Raw genomic sequence first — 16,158 nt, 5'->3', positions numbered from 1 at the left:
TGCTAGGGTGGCGCAATGAACATCCACCGCTCCCTTGCTCCGCTGTGCGCCGCGCTGGCCTTGTTGCCGGGCTGCATCCCCGTCGCCGATGCGGCCGCGCCCCGCTCCACCGCTGCAGTGCCCGTGTTCGAGCAGTGGCGGGAAACCGGGCATCGCGGCAACGATGACCTGCTGACCGCCGGGCTGGGAATCGACGCCCTGCGCTCGACCACCGCGCCGACCTTCGCCAACCCGGCCGAGCCCACGGCCGACGAAGCCCGGCGCCGCGCGATCTGGAGCAGCTGGCGCGGGATTGCCGACCTGACCCCCGGCGGCGGGTTCGGCGATGTCTACGGCACTCTGCAGGCGGTACCCGGCCGCGAGTTCTCGGCCTATGCGCGCATTCCCGGTGCACGCCACCCGCATCGCGTACTGGTGCAGGTGCCCGATACCTTCGATGCCGCACGCAGGTGTGTGGTGGTGGCCGCCTCCTCCGGCTCGCGGGGCATCTACGGTGCCATTGCGGTGGCCGGCAGCTGGGGCCTGGCCCACGGCTGCGCTGTTGCGTATACCGACAAGGGCACCGGCAGCGACTATTACGACCTGGACGCCAAGGTCGGCACCCAGGCCGACGGCACGCCCGCCTCCCAGGGCGCGCTGGCCTTCGTTCCCGTCACGCCACGCGCTACCCACGGCATTGCGTTCAAGCACGCGCATTCGGGCGACAACCCGGAGGCCGACTGGGGCCGGCATCTGCTGCAGGCGCTGCAGTTCGGCCTGCAGGCACTGGACCGCGCCTACCCCGACGCGGCGCCCTTCACGCCGGCCACGACGCGCACGCTGGGCGTCGGCGTCTCCAATGGCGGTGGCGCGGTACTGCGTGCTGCGGAGATCGACGGCGATTGGTTCGATGCGATGGTGGCCGGCGAGCCCAATGTCTCGGTGGCCGGCGCGCCACCGCTGTACGACTTCGTCACCCAGGCCGCGTTGCTGATGCCCTGCGCGTTGCTGGGCGTGGAGGATCTGCCACAACCGCCGCTGCAGGCACAGGCCGTGGCGGCCGGGAGCCAGCGGTGTGCCCTGCTGAAAACTGCGGGGCAGGTGCAGGGCGAAGACAGCGCAACACAGGCACGCTCCGCGCGGCAGCAGCTGACCGATGCTGGCCTGAGCGACGCTGCGCTTCGTGCTGGCGCGTTTTCGACCGGATTCGATCTGTGGCGCGCGATCGCAGTGACCTATGCGTCGGCCTATGGGCGCTTTGGGGCGGGCGAACACCCCTGCGCGTACGCCTTCTCCGCCGCGGGTGCGGACGGCACACCCGGCCCGGCCGCAGCGGCGCTGCGTGCCACCTGGTGGAGCGAAGGCAGCGGCATCCCGCCGGGCAGCGGCGTGGTGCTGGTGCATGGCAACGCGGCGGCAGAGGAAACGCTGGAGGGCCTCAACTGCCTGCGCGCGCTCGGCCGTGGCGACAGCGCTGATGCCCGACGGGTACGCGCCGGTATCGCCGAGGCGGCCGCCACGGCTCCGCGTCGCGGCCTGCCCATCGTGGTGATTCACGGCCTTGACGACGGGCTGGTGCCGATCAGCATGACCAGCGATCGCTACGTGCCGCTGGCACGCAAGGCGGGGGCGCAGATTGCGTACTGGCGCGTTGAAAACGCACAGCATTTCGACTCCTTGCTGGCCTTCCCCGACTACCGCAGACGCTATGTGCCGCTGTTGCCCTACGTGTTCGCGGCGATGGACCAGGTGTGGGATCACCTTGAGGATCCCGCCCGCGCCCTGCCGCAGGATGCGCGCATCAAGCCAACGCCACGCGTGGACGCACCCTTGCTGCGTGAGCAGCTGTCCATTCCCGCCGCCCGCGGCCGCTGACACTCGACCCACCAGGAAGTCCCCATGTCACCTGCCAACGCCGCAGACGCACCTGCCCCCGAAGCCCATGACTACCCGCTGCTGATCAAGCAGCTGCTGCTCACGCCGCTGGCGGTGCGTCCCGAGCAGGAGATCGTCTACGGCGACAGCGTACGCTTCGACTACCGCACCCTGCAGACGCGCATCGGCCAGCTGGCCGGGCTGCTGACGTCCCTTGGGGTCAAGCACGGCGATACCGTGGCGGTGATGGACTGGGACAGCAACCGCTATCTGGAGAGCTATTTCGCCGTGCCGATGCTCGGTGCGGTACTGATGATGGTGAACATCCGCCTGGCGCCCGAGCAGATCGCCTACACCCTCAACCACAGCGGCGCGCGCGTACTCCTTGCCAACCGCGCATTCCTGCCGGTGCTGGACGGCATCAACGACCAGCTGCCGGATCTACGCACGCGGATCCTGCTGGAGGACGAGGTCGATCAACCGCTGCCGGCGGGTTTCGTGACCGAGTATGAGGCCGGGCTGCGTGCCGCCACGCCGGTCATCCACTTCCCGGACTTCGACGAGAACACGCGCGCCACGATGTTCTACACCACCGGCACCACCGGCCGGCCCAAAGGGGTGTACTTCAGCCATCGGCAACTGGTCCTGCACTCGCTGGCGGGGATGGCCGCGCTGGGCAGTGCCGCCAGCCAGGGCCGCCTGCACCGCGACGATGTGTACATGCCGATCACGCCGATGTTCCATGTCCACGCCTGGGGCCTGCCGTACGTTGCTACGCTGATGGGCGTCAAGCAGGTCTACCCCGGTCGCTACCTGCCAGGGCAGCTGCTGGCGTTGATCGCCCGCGAGAAGGTGACCTTCTCGCACTGCGTGCCCACCATCCTGCACATGCTGCTGGGCCATCCCAGCGCGGCCGACACCGATCTGAGCGGCTGGAAAGTGGTCATCGGCGGCGCCGCCCTGCCCCGCGCACTGGCGCAGCAGGCGCTGGCCCGTGGCATCGACATCTTCGGCGGCTACGGCATGTCCGAGACCTGCCCCCTGCTTACCCTCGCCCAGATCGATGCCACCACCCTCGGTGGGTCGGACGAGGCGTTGTCACTACGCACCAAGGCCGGCATTCCGGTGCCGCTGGTGGACCTGCGGATCGTGGACGAAGACATGCACGATGTTGCCCACGATGGTGTGGCTACCGGCGAAGTGGTGGTGCGCGCGCCCTGGCTTACCCAGGGCTATCTGCACAACCCGGATGCGTCGGCGGAACTGTGGGCCGGCGGCTACCTGCATACCGGCGACATCGGCAACATCGATGCCGGCGGTTACCTGCGCGTCGCCGATCGCATCAAGGACGTGATCAAGACCGGCGGCGAGTGGATCTCCTCCCTCGCGCTGGAGGACATCATCGCCCTGCATCCGGCGGTCAATGAAGTGGCCGTCATCGGGATCACCGACACGAAATGGGGCGAGCGACCGCTGCCGTTGGTGGTCAGGCATGCCGGCAGCGAGGTATCCGAGGCGGAGATCATTGAACTGGTCGCCGCGCGCAGCCGCTCGGGCGACATCTCCCGCTTCGCGATCCCGGACCGCGTCAGCTTCGTGGATGCGATCGAACGCACCAGCGTGGGCAAGATCAACAAGAAGAAACTGCGCAGCCTGCATGACCCGCACACCGCTACGGTCCCCGGCTGACGCAAGCGCGGCACCGTTCAGTGGCGACATCGCTTGGGTTCGGAGGGCAGCCACGACCACCTGATGACGCCAGAAAGCCCCCTGACGCTGGCGATGACGCGGCAGCTACCGCGTTCCTTCCGGTCAAGGTACTGAAGGTCTGCAAGGGCAGGCGCCAACCGTGTTGGCACGCCCGTTGCATCACCACCGGGGACGCTCCCCCCGGTTGGGGCCCATCAGGAGAACCGCAGATGAGTCTAATGATTGCTGGTCGTTCCATCGTCCACCCGCGCCAGCTCAGCACGCTGGGCCAGAGGGTGCTCTCCCTTCTGGATGGTGGCACGCAGTGGGTGCAATGGGCCATCGACTCGGGCGTGCATCGGTACTATTTCGCTGAAGAAGGCAGTTTGTTGCAGGACGTGCAGCAGGGTCTGCATGGCGCGCGCATGGCATGGCTGCCCCAGGCGGGCCTGCAGATCGGACCGGTCAAACTGCTCAGCCTGGGCCAGCAAGACATCGACACGCTGCGCCGGATCGAGGCGGGTGAGGATGGCCACCCGTTGAGCCTCGACTTCCACGACCTGCTATCGCGGCACGCGCTGCTCACCAACACCGCGCTGCAGGCCTACCATCCCTTCCTGGCCAGCATCGGGGTGGCGGACGCACCGCTGTTTCAGCAGCTGGACTTCCACGAGAGCCTGGCCCTGTGCCAGCTGGCCAGTGAAGAGGGCACGGCCATGGCGTCCGAGGTGCCGCGCGCCGAGGCGGCCGACTTCGCTCTGGCGAACGCCCGCCGGCCCATCGAATTCTGCGATTACTACCGGTTCTACCACACGGTCCTGCACACTGCGGACCGTGCCGAGCAGCGCCGGCTGGATGCCATGTCCACGCTCCAGCTGCTGTTGCCCAACCTGTTCGAGATGCTGGACGGCGCTCAGCTGACCCACCTTCCCACACCCAAGGAAGTTGACCAGGCGATCAACGCGACCCTGGCGAGCGGCAGGGCGGTGGGGTTCGCCCGGCTATCCCTGGCGGCCCAGCAGCTGTCGATCAGCCTGCCGCCTGCACACCTGGGGGAACAGGCAATCGCCGAGTATGCACGTTGCCGAATGCGCGACGTACAGGCGCTCCTGGGCAGCCACCGGGTCCACAGCAGTCGATTGGGCCAGGACGGCGCCAGCATGCACTGCCTGATAGAGGGCGCAGACGGGCATGCGGTGGTGCAGGTGGAGGACAACAGCGTCTCCCTGGCTCGATACAGCCCCACACGACGCGATGACGCTGGCGACGCCACGGTCGTCGACCAGGCCCGCCAGCCGACTGCCGCGCCCGCGCAGCCCGAGCCCCCGTCGCCCTCTCCCCCGTCACCCGCCGGCGCCGGCCCTGTATCGCGTCCTGCGCCGCCTCCTTCGCCCCCGGAGGCGTACGTGCCCCCCAAGTCCCGGATGGAGACCATCCAGGAAATGGTAGACGCCGCGATGGCCGCCACGGACGAGGCCGTCCGCAGGGCGATGGAGTGCTCCCAGCAGGCGATCGAAGCGGCCAGGGAGGCCGAGCGGCGCGCCGATGCCGCCGCCGAAGAGGTGGTGCGTCGTGTTCATGAAGCCGCTGCCGGGGACGACACCGGTGCTGAGGGTCACCGCTAGCTGCGGGGACGACGGGCTGCTGCGCAGCGGTTTCCTGCTGCACAGCAGCCGGCGTCTATCGCTGTCATAAGGCGCCGGGTAAACCTGAACAATCCGCGTCGCCGCGCCCCCTTTCCCGCCGTCCACCACACCGCGCGGCGCCGCCTTCTCCTCCGGCGGGAGGCCGGATTGGCGCCAACACCCCCGGATCGGGGACAATGGCGGCTGGCCGGACCCTCCGGTCCGCTACAGCATGGACCCGCATCGAGGCGGTCATCGCTCTGCCGTCCCCTGCTGTCTTCCCGCCGCTGCTCCCGGATCTGACTTGAACACCATTGCCACGCCCGTCGACGCCGACGACCTGCCCCTGACCGACCGCCTGCGCGCCGCGCTGGACCTGCTGGAGGCGATCGAGGCCGACCGCACCGTGCTCGACACGCTGCCCGAAGCCGACCGGGTGCGTCTGCACCAGGTGGTGGCCAAGGTGTACCACCCCGAACCGAAGGCGCGCCGGCAGAAGCTCAAGCAGCAGGCCAAGCAGCGCCACCAGGAAAAGGTGGCCAAGGCCGAGGCCCTGCTGGAGCAGACCGGCATCCGCGCCCTGCGCCGCAAGCCGGTGTTCAGTACGCCGAACTACTTCCCCCCGCATGCGCCCGGGCTGCATGACGCCAGCAACGGCGGGAACGCTGCCGAAACGCCCGAGCCGGTGCATTCGCCGGAGCTGCGCCACTGCTACGTGTGCAAGCAGAAGTTCACCCAGCTGCATCACTTCTACGACCAGATGTGCCCGGCGTGCGCCGAGCTCAACTTCATCAAGCGCACCGAGACCGCGGACCTGCACGGTCGCGTCGCGTTGCTCACCGGTGGCCGGGTCAAGATCGGCTACCAGGCCGGCCTGAAGCTGCTGCGTGCCGGCGCCGAGCTGATCGTCACCACGCGCTTCCCGCGTGATTCGGCCGCCCGTTATGCCCAAGAGCCGGACTTCGCCGACTGGGGCCACCGCCTGCAGGTCTATGGTCTGGACCTGCGCCACACGCCCAGCGTGGAAGCGTTCTGCAACGAGTTGCTGGCCACGCGTACGCGCCTGGACTTCATCATCAACAACGCCTGCCAGACCGTCCGCCGCCCGCCGCAGTTCTACGCGCACATGATGGCCGGCGAAACCGCGGCACTGCACGAAGTGCCGGAGACGCTGCGCAAGCTGATCGGCGACTACGAAGGCCTGCGCAGCGCCGAGCTGCTGGGCGCAACGTCGACCGCGTCGCTGCCGGTGGTGCAGGACCAGGGGTTCAACGGTGCCAATGGCCTCACCCGCGCCGCCGAACTGTCGCAGGTGCCGCTGCTGGAAGATGAGCTGGTGGCCCAGCAGCATCTGTTCCCGGACGGCCGCCTGGACCAGGACCTGCAGCAGGTGGATCTGCGCGGCCGCAATTCCTGGCGCATGCTGATGGCCGAAGTGCCGTCGGTGGAACTGCTGGAAACCCAGCTGGTGAATGCCATCGCGCCGTTCATCATCAACGCGCGCTTGAAGCCGCTGATGCTGCGCACGCCGGGCCGCGACAAACACATCGTCAACGTGTCGGCGATGGAAGGCCAGTTCTACCGCAACTTCAAAACCACCCGGCATCCGCATACCAACATGGCCAAGGCCGCGTTGAACATGATGACGCGCACCTCGGCGGCCGATTACCAGAACGACGGCATCCACATGAACAGCGTGGATACCGGCTGGGTGACCGACGAGGATCCGGCGGACATTGCGGCCAAGAAAGTGCAGGAAGAGCGCTTCCATCCGCCGCTGGACATCGTGGACGGTGCCGCACGCATCGTTGACCCGATCATCCATGGGATCAACACCGGCGAGCACGTCTGGGGTCAGTTCCTGAAAGACTACGCGCCTACCGATTGGTAATGACGCGTTGAAACTCCCCGCAGCCCGGCATACCGGGTTGCGGGGCATCCTGCACCCGTTCCCGGTTTCACTTTTCAGCAGGCACGTGGCCTGCTGACAGACGCAACATAATGCGTCACCGCAGCGGCACCTTTCTGGCGTGTAGTTTCCGCCATCGATCCCATGCAGCAGGCGGATACTCGCCTCGCCCGCCGTTGTCACGTCGATGCTGCAGCACCGCACCGCATCGCATCGCATCGGGGAGTAGGTATTTTCCTACACAGTCGGGAGTAGGTATTTTCCTACACAGTAATGAGCGTAGACGGAATGGTTCTGAGCACCATTTCTCAGTTTGACCTGACAAACAATTATGTGCACCCTACAAACGCGGCCTGACCATCGTCACTCCGTATTGCCGGGCGTCCTCGCCTTGCCATGGAATGGCCGTATCCCAGAGGCGCCAGCTTCGTCCTGGCGCCTTGATCGCTTCATTGTTGATCAACAGGAGAACGCGGAATGCAATTGAATGACAACGTCGTTGCAGGCTGGCTCAATGGCGCGGACAGCGTCGACGGCTGCGAGAATCCGGCGGGTTCGCTCTTCATCTACGGCCAGGAAGCAACCGATGCTGCCCTGACCGCGATCGCCCCCACCATGGCGACCGGCGGCACCGGCAACTGCACCACCACCATGTCAGTGGTCAATCACTGCATGTGTTGCTGATCTAGCCTGTACCGGCGCGCAGCCAACCGTGCTGCGCGCCGTCTCCAGCAATGCCGCATCCGGACACTATCGCAGGGAAGGCAATGGCGGGCACAACCGTAGTCGATTCGTTTGCTCTTGTTATCAATCACATCACGGCAGACCAGCGCGACGCACTGTCCAGGCGCCTGAACAGCCTGGCCCCCTGCCTGAATGCCGCGGAAATTGCGCTCATCCGCGCACAGGCCGAGAGCGCACTGCTCGAACATGCCCACCTGAAACTCAACCGGCTGTTGCTGCTGGAGCTGCACGCAGCCGTCCGCAGCGGCACCATCACCGCGACCGACAACGCGGAGCAGTTTGCACAGTTCGTGCAGCTCGCCACCCACCCCGATTTCAGCGCGCACCTGGACCAGCGCTACCCTGCGTTGCGCGCCAGGTTCCAGCAGATGCTGGCCGCGCAATGCAATGCCGTCGAAGAACTGGCAACGCGCATCGTCGCCGACCGCGACGACTTCCCTGCCCTGCTCGGGCGCCCGGCCGGCCAGCTGGTGTCCGTGTCGCTGGGCAAGGGCGACCTGCATTCACAGGGCCGCACCGTTGCCCGCCTGGTCTTCGAAGGCGGCCCCCTGATGTACAAGCCGCGCTCGCTGCGCATCGACGCCACACTGGACGCCTTCCTTGGCGCCGTGTTCGGCGACGTGCCGGACCGGGTGCGGGTGCCGCGCGTGATCGATCGCGGCAGTCATGGCTGGGCGGCGTTTGCCGCGCACCGCTACTGCGACGGTGACCAGGAGCTGCAGACCTACTACCGCGGGCTCGGCCACTGGCTGGCGGTGCTGCGCCTGATCGGCGGTACCGACATCCATCTGGAAAACCTGATTGCGGTCGGGCCGGTGCCGGTGGTGGTCGATGCAGAGAGTGTGTTCGCCCCGGTGATCGAGATCGAGACATCCGGCTACGGGCAGGCGTACGACATCGCCGTGAAGCTGATGATGAATTCGGTCCTGCGCACGGGCATCGTGCCGTTCCGCACCGCCGGCCTGGGCATGGCCGGCGTCGATCTCTCCGCCGCGGGCGCGTTGCCCGGCGAGCAGCCGCGGCTGCGGGTACCGGTGATTGTCGAGGATGCGGCAGACGGGCCGCGCCTGGGCATGGTCGACGCGGACTTTGCGGCGTCACAGAACCATCCGTGCCCGCACCCGGACGTGTCCCAGTACTGGGACCAGATCAGCGAGGGGTTCATGCAGGCCAGCCAACGGCTGCGCGAGCTGGATGCCGCCGACGCGCTGATGCCGTTGCTGGCGCCCTTCGAGGGCTGCCAGGTGCGTGACGTGCGCCGCCCCACCATGGCCTACGCCGAAATCGGTCGGATGCTGTGGCACCCGGCGTCCCTGCATGACGAACCCAAGGCGGTCGCGCGTGCGATGGATCTGCTGGTGCGCAATGCGCAGGTAGTGCGTGCCGCGCCCTCCGAGCCGGCCGCGATCATGGGCGAGATCGACGACCTGCGGCACGGCGACATCCCGATCTTCGCTGCCCCCGTTGCGCCGGAACGGATCCGCACAGTAGTGGCCAACTGGCGTGACATGCGCATCGACCTGGAAGACGTCACGATACGCAGCACGCTGGTGGCGACCGACCTCAATCAGCATGCGCTGGCGCGGGCCGAGGCGCGCGAGGGCTACTCCTATGCCGCACGTGCGCCCCGCGCTGAAGACCTGGACGCGCGCCGCCGCACGTTGGCCGCCGCTGCGGTGGAAAGCCTGCTGCGGCTGTCCGTTCGGGGCGACGATGGGTCGATGACCTGGATCACACCGGAGATCACGCCCAACGGCTGGACCGTACAGCCCGTCCGCCCGGACACCTACTTCGGGCTGGGCGGCATCGCCTTCGCACTGGCCGGATACTGGCTTGAGGTGCAGGCGGGGCGTGCCGATGCGGTAGCCGGCCTGGCGTCCGCCCTGGAGGGATCGATCCAGGTGTTGGCGAGGATGTCGCGGCTGGACCACTCCGAGATGGACGGCGGTTTCGTGGGCGCCGGCTCGCGGATCTGGGCGCTGCTCGCACTGGCCGACATGCTGGACCGCCCTGCCTTGCTCGACGACGCACGGCACTGCGCGGCGTCGCTGGAACGGCACAGTTTCGATGCGTCACCGAAGTTCGAAGTGCTCGATGGCGTCAGCGGCGCCATCCTGCCGCTGATCGGCCTGGCCGAGGCCACCGGTGAAGCACGCTGGCTCGCGCTGGCCGCACGTGTCGCCGGCGCCGTGCAGGCAGCCGCCATCGTGGACGGTGGCGGTGCCCGCTGGCCCAGCCCGCAGTTCGACGAACCCATCGGCGGCTTCGCGCATGGGGCGATGGGCATCGGCTGGTCGCTGGCGCGCCTGGCCGCGACCGACGCCGGGACCGCCGCCGAACGCGACGGGTGGCGGCAGCTGGCGGCGGCGGCATTCGCGTTCCAGGAGGCACTGTTCGAGCCGGCCACCGGGCGCTGGCGCGACATCCACCTGAAGGACGGCCAGAAGAACTTCCCGACCTGGTGCCACGGCAGCGTCGGCATCGGCCTGGCCCATGCCGACCTGTATGCGCGCACGGGCAGCGAGCAGCATCTGCGCGGACTGCGCCGGGCGGTAGCGGACGCCGCCGGCAAATGGGGCTTCAGCCACACGCTCTGCCATGGCGACCTGTCCACCCGCGAGCTGCTGCTGCGCGCGGCCGAGCTGGACCCGGCCTGCCCGTACGATATCGACACGGCGGCCATCGAGGTCATCTCCTCGATCGAAGAGCACCACGGCATGGTCGGCGGATTGACCCGCGCCGCGTTCACGCCCGGCCTGATGATCGGCCTCGCCGGCGCGATCTACGGTTTCTGCCGGATGCATCCCGCATGCGCGATGCCATCGCCGTTGTTGCTGGAGCGTGCTCCTGGCGCGGTGCGGCCCAGCCAGAAGACTGCGGCATCGACCAGCGAAGCGGTTCCCGCGTACGCCGGCTAGACCGGCGTCATGGTTCGGCGGGCGTGGCGCGGGTCCGCGTAGTGCGGTACTGCATCCGCCCGTTGCGCCAGCTGCCACGGGTAGTCTCGACATATTCGCCGTCGGCGGAGAGCGTCTCCTCCCAGCTGCCCACCTGCTGCAACGCGCCATCGCGGTAGCGATAGGTTTCCGCGGCATGCGAACAGCATCCGCCCCGCGATGCGGACGTCAGGGTGCGGTCGTGCGCGTTGATCGACAGCTGTGGTAGCGCCGACAGCGCGGCGGCGTACACGAACGCGCCGCTGGCCGGGTCGAACAGGAACACGTTGGAGGTGCTGTTTGGGCCGGCACCGCCGGACATGCCCGGTGCGAGCAGATCCAGGTGGCCGTCGAAGTTGGCGTCCACCGTCTGCAGCAACGCGTCGCCGTCGCCGTCGCCGATCGGATCGGCCTCGAAATCACGCAGGACCTGACGCCGCTGGCCGGTGCGCGCGTCCAGCACCTCGATCGCCGTCAACCTGGCGCCTTCTTCGCCCTGCTCAACCCCCGCGCGGAACGTGCTCTGGGGCGTGGCGGCCGCCTGTACCACCCAGGCAAGGGGGGACAAGGCATCGCGGTCGATCCAGCCGCGCACGGCGCTGCCGTCCTGCGCGATCTGCTCGACCTGGTACCACGCCGGGGTCCGGCGCAGCACCGCCACATAGCTGCCGGCGGCAATCGTCGCGACAACACCTGCATCGCGGGCCTCGGCGTGCAACGGCAACGCGCTGTCCACATGCAGTACATCCACATACGCCCGCGGCTGTTGCAGCGTGAACTGGTCGCGGTAGTGCACCACCTCATACTGGTTGATGTGGCGCCCGTAGGCCTCCGGCGCGCAGACATCGGCGATGGCGCAGGCACCGGCCTCCTCTGCGGTGGGTGCGCGCTGCGCCGGCACCTGCACCGCCCCCAGCAGCTGCTTGCGGTCGGCCCAGCGTACCGAGAACCCGGTGGCAGTCCAGTCCAGTGCTGCTTCCCGGTCGCTGGCACCGATGTTGGTGCGGCAATAGGGCTGCGCCTCCGAATACGCGTTCCACTCGGGGAACGCATACGCCGGACACAGCAGTTTGGCGCCGTTGATGTCGTACTGGTAGGCCGGGTCGGTAAGGAACACCAGCTTGTTGAGCCGGGCCTGCGGATCGCGCGACACGAACGCATAGCGCACCCCGGCCGCTGCCGGCACGGCGTGCGCGTAGCGCTCCCGGTAGGCGTCTCCTGTCGGCGGGATCGTCGGGGCGGCACGCAGGTACGCATCGGGCTGCAGCGCATACAGCCCGGGCTGCAACAGGTCGGGCGCAGCGGCGGCGCTGCCCGCCACGGCCAGGGCCAGTGCGGGCAAAAGGAAGGCCATGGAATGTCCCGTTGGCAGTACAGAAGGCCGGCGCATGCTACCGCGCCGGTGGATGCGCTGCCCATATCCCGACCAATCGCCCGGTCCGGCACAGGACGGCACCCTGCAACCGGCCTATCCTTGAGGACCCCTCACCTACGGGCCAGGGACCCTGCGGCGCCCGGGTGCGCACGCGTGGTGCCGTCGACCGTACTTCGTTCCGATACCGCCCATGACGTCGCCTTCCCCCGCGCAACCGCCGCTTCCCGTCGCCGCCAGCGCCACCGCGCCCCACCAGGGCTTTGCGGTCCATATCGTCGGCGCGGCGGCCTTCGCACACCTGCTCAACGACATGATCCAGGCGGTGCTGCCAGCGGTGTACCCGATGTTCAAGAGCGAGTTCCAGCTCAGCTTCGGCCAGATCGGCGTGATCGCGCTGGTCTACCAGATCACCGCGTCGCTGCTGCAGCCCTGGATCGGGATGTACACCGATAAGCGCCCGCTGCCCTACCTGTTGCCGTGCGGCATGATCGCCACGCTCATCGGCATCGCAATGATGGCCCTGGCCGGTAGTTATCCCATGCTGCTGGTCGCGGCCGCGATGGTCGGGGTGGGCTCGGCTACCTTCCACCCGGAAGCGTCGCGCGTGGCGCGGATGGCCTCCGGCGGGCGCTTCGGCACGGCCCAGTCGACCTTCCAGGTGGGCGGCAATACCGGATCGGCGATCGGTCCGTTGCTGGCGGCCGCGGTGGTGATTCCGTATGGGCAGCGCTCCATTGCCTGGTTCATGCTGGCCGCTGCGCTGGCCGTTGGCGTGCTGTTCCTGCTCACCGGGTGGACCATCCGCCATGGGCAGGCAAAGATGAGCAGCCTGGCGCGCAACACAGGGGTCGGGCTGGGGCGCGGCAAGGTGATCCAGGCCATCGCGGTGATCGCAGTGTTGATGTTCGCCAAGTTCGTCTACATCGCCTCCTTCACCAACTACTTCACCTTCTACCTGATCGAGCGCTTCCATCTGAGCGTGCAGCAGAGCCAGATGTACCTCTTCATCTTCCTGGCCTCGATCGCGCTGGGCACCTTCATCGGCGGCCCGGTGGGCGACCGGATCGGGCGCAAGGCGGTGATCTGGATTTCCTTCCTGGGCGTGGCCCCGTTCGCGCTTGCCCTGCCCTACGCCAACCTGATGGGCACCGCAGTGCTGGCCGTGGCCATCGGCCTGGTGATGTCGTCGGCATTCGCCGCCCTGGTGGTCTACGCGCAGGAAGCCGTGCCAGGCCGCGTGGGCATGGTGTCGGGCCTGATGTTCGGCCTGATGTTCGGCATCGGCGGCCTGGGCGCCGCCGGCCTGGGCAAGCTGGCCGACGTGCATGGCATCGTGTGGATCTACCACTTCACGTCGTACCTGCCGCTACTGGGGCTGGCCACGGCCTTCCTGCCCAGGACCCGTGCACGGTGAGCGACGCGTGCGGCGAGCTGCGCTACACGATTACGGCCGCGCACACCCGGCGCTGGGTGGATGAGGCACTGGAACGCGAGATGCGCCGCGACGATGCGCTGGCCGAGCGTCTTGGCGCTATGCAGCAGCGGGCGGTCCTGCCGATGCTGATGCTGCTGCCGGCATGCGGCGCGGGTTGGCTGCTGATCCATCGCGGCGCCACGCCCGAAACGTGGATGACGCTGGCACTGGCGGCGCTGCTGCTGGTGCCCGCATGGCGAGTTGCCCGCCCGTTCACCGCGCGCCTGCGCCGCACGATGGCGCAACAGCAGACGGACAGCACGGCAGGTGGGCGCCCGGTCAGACGCGCCCTCGCCGAGCTCACCCTGACGACGCGCTTCAAGCGGCTGCAGGGTGACTACCGCGTGCACTTCGATGCCCAAGGCATGCAGGTTGCGCAGGCAGGACAGCGACCGGCGTTGTTGCGCTGGAGCGACGTGGTGCATGTCCGGGAGACCGAGGCCTTCCTGGTTGTGGCCTGCACCTCACTGCACCGTCGCGGGCAGGCCTACTGGATCCCGAAGCACAGCGCTGCGATGGACCCGGAGGTCTACCGCGAGGGTATGCAGGGCTTGCTGGGTCATTGCAGGGCAGCCGCGGCAATGGTCTGAGCCACCTAAGGGCCAAACCAACGCGCCCTGCGCGTCAGGTCGTCGGCGTGGCCGCCGCCAATGCCGCCAGGTCCGCATCCGCACGCGGACGTACAATCCGCGCCACTTCCTGTCCGTCATGCAGCAACACCAGCGTCGGCCACAAGCGTACCTGGAAGGATCGCCCCAGCGGCCGCCCCTTGCCGTCTTCGATCTTGAGGTGCGCAATGTCCCTCACCGCCAGCCAGTCCTTCAAGGGGGCCTGCGCAGCACTGCAGTGCGGGCACCACGGCGCGCCAAATTCCAGCAGTTGCCAGCCGGGAGTCGCGTCGATGGCGGCCCGGCTGGGTTCCTGCGCGGCATAGGCCCGCGTATAGCTCATCGCGGTGACTCAAGGGCCCGCTGGATGTCTTCAAGCGGTGCATTGGTGAGGTCCTTGGCAATATCGGTCAGCAGGCGGGCCTGGACTTCCTTGTGCAGCTGCGGGCGAATGCGTCCCAGGGTCTGCGGGTCGGCGATCAGCACCAGGTGCGCATAGCGGTTGTTGAGGGCGTCCTCGTTCAACTGTCCGGCAAGCTGCTTGGCGAAGGTGGCTTCGTTCATCTGCGCGATGCTGGTGTCCTGCGGCATCGAGCCGGACGGACCCTGCCCCGAAACACCCTGTGCGCTGATGTCCTGCAGTTTCAGCGCTTCCTGCTGCTTGAGCTGCAGGGTATGGCCGCTGCCGATGTTGGTGAACACGCGCGCCGAACCGCCGTCTGCGACGACAATCAAGGTGCCTTCCGGGATCTGCTGCTGCATGGTGAACTCCTGTGGAAAAACGGGTGCGAGTGCACCCACGTCCACCGTAGGCGGCTAGGTGTAAGGACCGCGCATACGAATGTGTTCGCGATGTATGCAGCGCACGCCCTGCGCAGGATCAGGGCGCGCTGCCGTGCAGCTCCATCGCCCGCATCACGATCGGTTTGGCCCAGTCCGGGGTGTGCAGCAATTGCGCCACCGATTCCGGGTAGTGCAGGCCCTTGCGGTCCAGGTGCAGCAGGGGCAACGGATCGGCCTGCCCCTGTGCGTCCAGCGGTGCGCTGTTGTCGTAGACCTGCAGTTCGGCCAGATGGGGCAGCAGCGCCAACAGGTTTTCACGCGATGCGTCGAAGCGGGCGTGAATCTTGTCCTGGGGAATGTCGTGGCCACCCTTGGCGACGCGCGCGGCCACCCGTTCGATATGCAGCTGCACGCTGTCCAGACCGCAGAACCAGATGGCCATGTCGTGGGTTTCGCACGCCGCGCGCAGCAGCCGCGCGATGGTGTTGCCGCCCAGGGTGGTTTCAAAGGCGAAATCGCTGCCTTCGGCCATGGCGGTGCGCAGCCGCCGCGCGCCTTCGTGCCAGGCGGCGGAGTTGGCCTCGTCGACCGCCCAGCCCGCCTGGACCAGCGCGCGGGTGAAGGAATCGGGATTGAACCAGGTCAGGCCATCGGCCTCCAGCCAGGTTCCCAGCAGCGAACTCTTGCCGGCGCCATTGACGCCGGCAAGCACCAGAATCCGCCCCATCGGTCAGAGCGACTTGCCGGGGGTGATCCTGCCGCGCCGGATTGGCTGGCCCAGCACCTTGCCCAGCCCGCCGTCGCGGTTGAGGCTGGCCAACTGCACGTCGAACTGCGCGCGCAGCCGTTCCAGCTCGCCGCCGCGCTCGTCGGCATCGGCTTCGGCGGCCTTGGCCAGCAGCTCCTGGTAGGCCTTGATATCCACGATCACCGCTTCAGGGTGGTTGTGGTTGGTGATCACCAAGGCCTGTTTCTCACGCACAGTGCGCATCAGGCTTGGCCAGCCGCGGGTCTTCACCGACGATGCTGTGGCCTTTTCAAGGCCGGGCAGGTCCAGGGGCAGGGTCATGGCAGGCTCCAGCGCGGGGTATGTGCGCATCATACGCCTTTTGGCCAAATTGGGCATAAATCCCATTTTGGCCATCCACCCCCAGCCGGAGT

Annotated in this window: 13 protein-coding genes; 8 read left to right on the top strand and 5 right to left on the bottom strand. The window is 67.8% G+C overall.

From position 1 onward, the window contains the following. Nucleotides 1-15 precede the first annotated feature (15 nt). The 6 genes from GQ674_RS08910 (at nt 16) to GQ674_RS08880 (ending at nt 10,739) form a co-directional block, all read left to right on the top strand. The gene (locus GQ674_RS08910; protein WP_159496764.1) at nt 16-1,854 is read left to right on the top strand and encodes a 3-hydroxybutyrate oligomer hydrolase family protein; all 1,839 of its coding nucleotides are present in this window, start codon (nt 16-18) and stop codon (nt 1,852-1,854) included. A gap of 24 nt (nt 1,855-1,878) precedes the next feature. After that, complete coding sequence (locus tag GQ674_RS08905; protein ID WP_159496763.1) at nt 1,879-3,543, top strand: fatty acid--CoA ligase; 1,665 nt, start codon at nt 1,879-1,881, stop codon at nt 3,541-3,543. Nucleotides 3,544-3,782: 239 nt separating this feature from the next. Then, complete coding sequence (locus GQ674_RS21600; RefSeq protein WP_236546231.1) at nt 3,783-5,168, top strand: hypothetical protein; 1,386 nt, start codon at nt 3,783-3,785, stop codon at nt 5,166-5,168. Between the two features lie 304 nt (nt 5,169-5,472). After that, entirely contained in the window at nt 5,473-7,059 is a 1,587-nt protein-coding gene (locus tag GQ674_RS08890) for an SDR family oxidoreductase (protein WP_159496762.1), read from the top strand. Nucleotides 7,060-7,554: 495 nt separating this feature from the next. Next, nucleotides 7,555-7,761, top strand: coding sequence for a DUF6229 family protein (locus tag GQ674_RS08885; RefSeq protein ID WP_159496761.1), 207 nt, complete (start codon nt 7,555-7,557; stop codon nt 7,759-7,761). 83 nt (nt 7,762-7,844) lie between these two features. After that, nucleotides 7,845-10,739 (top strand): type 2 lanthipeptide synthetase LanM family protein, encoded by a 2,895-nt coding sequence (locus GQ674_RS08880; protein WP_159496760.1) that lies wholly within the window; start codon nt 7,845-7,847, stop codon nt 10,737-10,739. Between the two features lie 7 nt (nt 10,740-10,746). On the opposite strand, the gene GQ674_RS08875 is transcribed toward GQ674_RS08880, so the two are convergent. Further along, nucleotides 10,747-12,111 carry a hypothetical protein gene (locus tag GQ674_RS08875; protein ID WP_159496759.1) on the bottom strand — a complete coding sequence of 455 codons (1,365 nt, stop codon included), beginning with the start codon at nt 12,109-12,111 and terminating at the stop codon, nt 10,747-10,749. Between the two features lie 211 nt (nt 12,112-12,322). Here GQ674_RS08875 and GQ674_RS08870 point away from each other — a divergent pair, with 211 nt between their 5' ends. After that, entirely contained in the window at nt 12,323-13,546 is a 1,224-nt protein-coding gene (locus GQ674_RS08870; RefSeq protein ID WP_159496758.1) for an MFS transporter, read from the top strand. Continuing rightward, nucleotides 13,543-14,196, top strand: a complete 654-nt coding sequence (locus GQ674_RS08865; protein ID WP_159496757.1) for a YcxB family protein — start codon at nt 13,543-13,545, stop codon at nt 14,194-14,196. The genes GQ674_RS08870 and GQ674_RS08865 overlap by 4 nt, the downstream gene beginning before the upstream one ends. Before the next feature lie 34 nt (nt 14,197-14,230). Here GQ674_RS08865 and GQ674_RS08860 read toward each other — a convergent pair whose 3' ends face one another. The 4 genes from GQ674_RS08860 to GQ674_RS08845 form a co-directional block, all read right to left on the bottom strand. Continuing rightward, nucleotides 14,231-14,557 carry a thioredoxin family protein gene (locus GQ674_RS08860; RefSeq protein ID WP_159496756.1) on the bottom strand — a complete coding sequence of 109 codons (327 nt, stop codon included), beginning with the start codon at nt 14,555-14,557 and terminating at the stop codon, nt 14,231-14,233. After that, nucleotides 14,554-14,976, bottom strand: coding sequence for a host attachment family protein (locus GQ674_RS08855; protein WP_159496755.1), 423 nt, complete (start codon nt 14,974-14,976; stop codon nt 14,554-14,556). The genes GQ674_RS08860 and GQ674_RS08855 overlap by 4 nt, the downstream gene beginning before the upstream one ends. 118 nt (nt 14,977-15,094) lie before the next feature. Continuing rightward, nucleotides 15,095-15,724: a hypothetical protein gene (locus GQ674_RS08850; RefSeq protein ID WP_159496754.1), complete on the bottom strand. Its 630-nt coding sequence runs from the start codon at nt 15,722-15,724 to the stop codon at nt 15,095-15,097. A gap of 3 nt (nt 15,725-15,727) precedes the next feature. After that, nucleotides 15,728-16,066 (bottom strand): type II toxin-antitoxin system prevent-host-death family antitoxin, encoded by a 339-nt coding sequence (locus GQ674_RS08845; protein ID WP_159496753.1) that lies wholly within the window; start codon nt 16,064-16,066, stop codon nt 15,728-15,730. Nucleotides 16,067-16,158: the final 92 nt, after the last annotated feature.

The sequence above is a fragment of the Stenotrophomonas sp. 364 genome, assembly GCF_009832905.1.
GTDB lineage: Bacteria > Pseudomonadota > Gammaproteobacteria > Xanthomonadales > Xanthomonadaceae > Stenotrophomonas > Stenotrophomonas maltophilia_AP.
The sequence above is the reverse complement of the archived record's forward strand: the minus strand, read 5'-3'. Positions and strand labels throughout refer to the sequence as shown.

Coding starts and splice junctions, on each gene's coding strand:
- GQ674_RS08910 (WP_159496764.1), top strand. CDS start 16: ATGAACATCCACCGCTCCCTTGCTCCGCTGTGCGCCGCGCTGGCCTTG.
- GQ674_RS08905 (WP_159496763.1), top strand. CDS start 1,879: ATGTCACCTGCCAACGCCGCAGACGCACCTGCCCCCGAAGCCCATGAC.
- GQ674_RS21600 (WP_236546231.1), top strand. CDS start 3,783: ATGATTGCTGGTCGTTCCATCGTCCACCCGCGCCAGCTCAGCACGCTG.
- GQ674_RS08885 (WP_159496761.1), top strand. CDS start 7,555: ATGCAATTGAATGACAACGTCGTTGCAGGCTGGCTCAATGGCGCGGAC.
- GQ674_RS08880 (WP_159496760.1), top strand. CDS start 7,845: ATGGCGGGCACAACCGTAGTCGATTCGTTTGCTCTTGTTATCAATCAC.
- GQ674_RS08875 (WP_159496759.1), bottom strand. CDS start 12,111: ATGGCCTTCCTTTTGCCCGCACTGGCCCTGGCCGTGGCGGGCAGCGCC.
- GQ674_RS08870 (WP_159496758.1), top strand. CDS start 12,323: ATGACGTCGCCTTCCCCCGCGCAACCGCCGCTTCCCGTCGCCGCCAGC.
- GQ674_RS08860 (WP_159496756.1), bottom strand. CDS start 14,557: ATGAGCTATACGCGGGCCTATGCCGCGCAGGAACCCAGCCGGGCCGCC.
- GQ674_RS08855 (WP_159496755.1), bottom strand. CDS start 14,976: ATGCAGCAGCAGATCCCGGAAGGCACCTTGATTGTCGTCGCAGACGGC.
- GQ674_RS08850 (WP_159496754.1), bottom strand. CDS start 15,724: ATGGGGCGGATTCTGGTGCTTGCCGGCGTCAATGGCGCCGGCAAGAGT.
- GQ674_RS08845 (WP_159496753.1), bottom strand. CDS start 16,066: ATGACCCTGCCCCTGGACCTGCCCGGCCTTGAAAAGGCCACAGCATCG.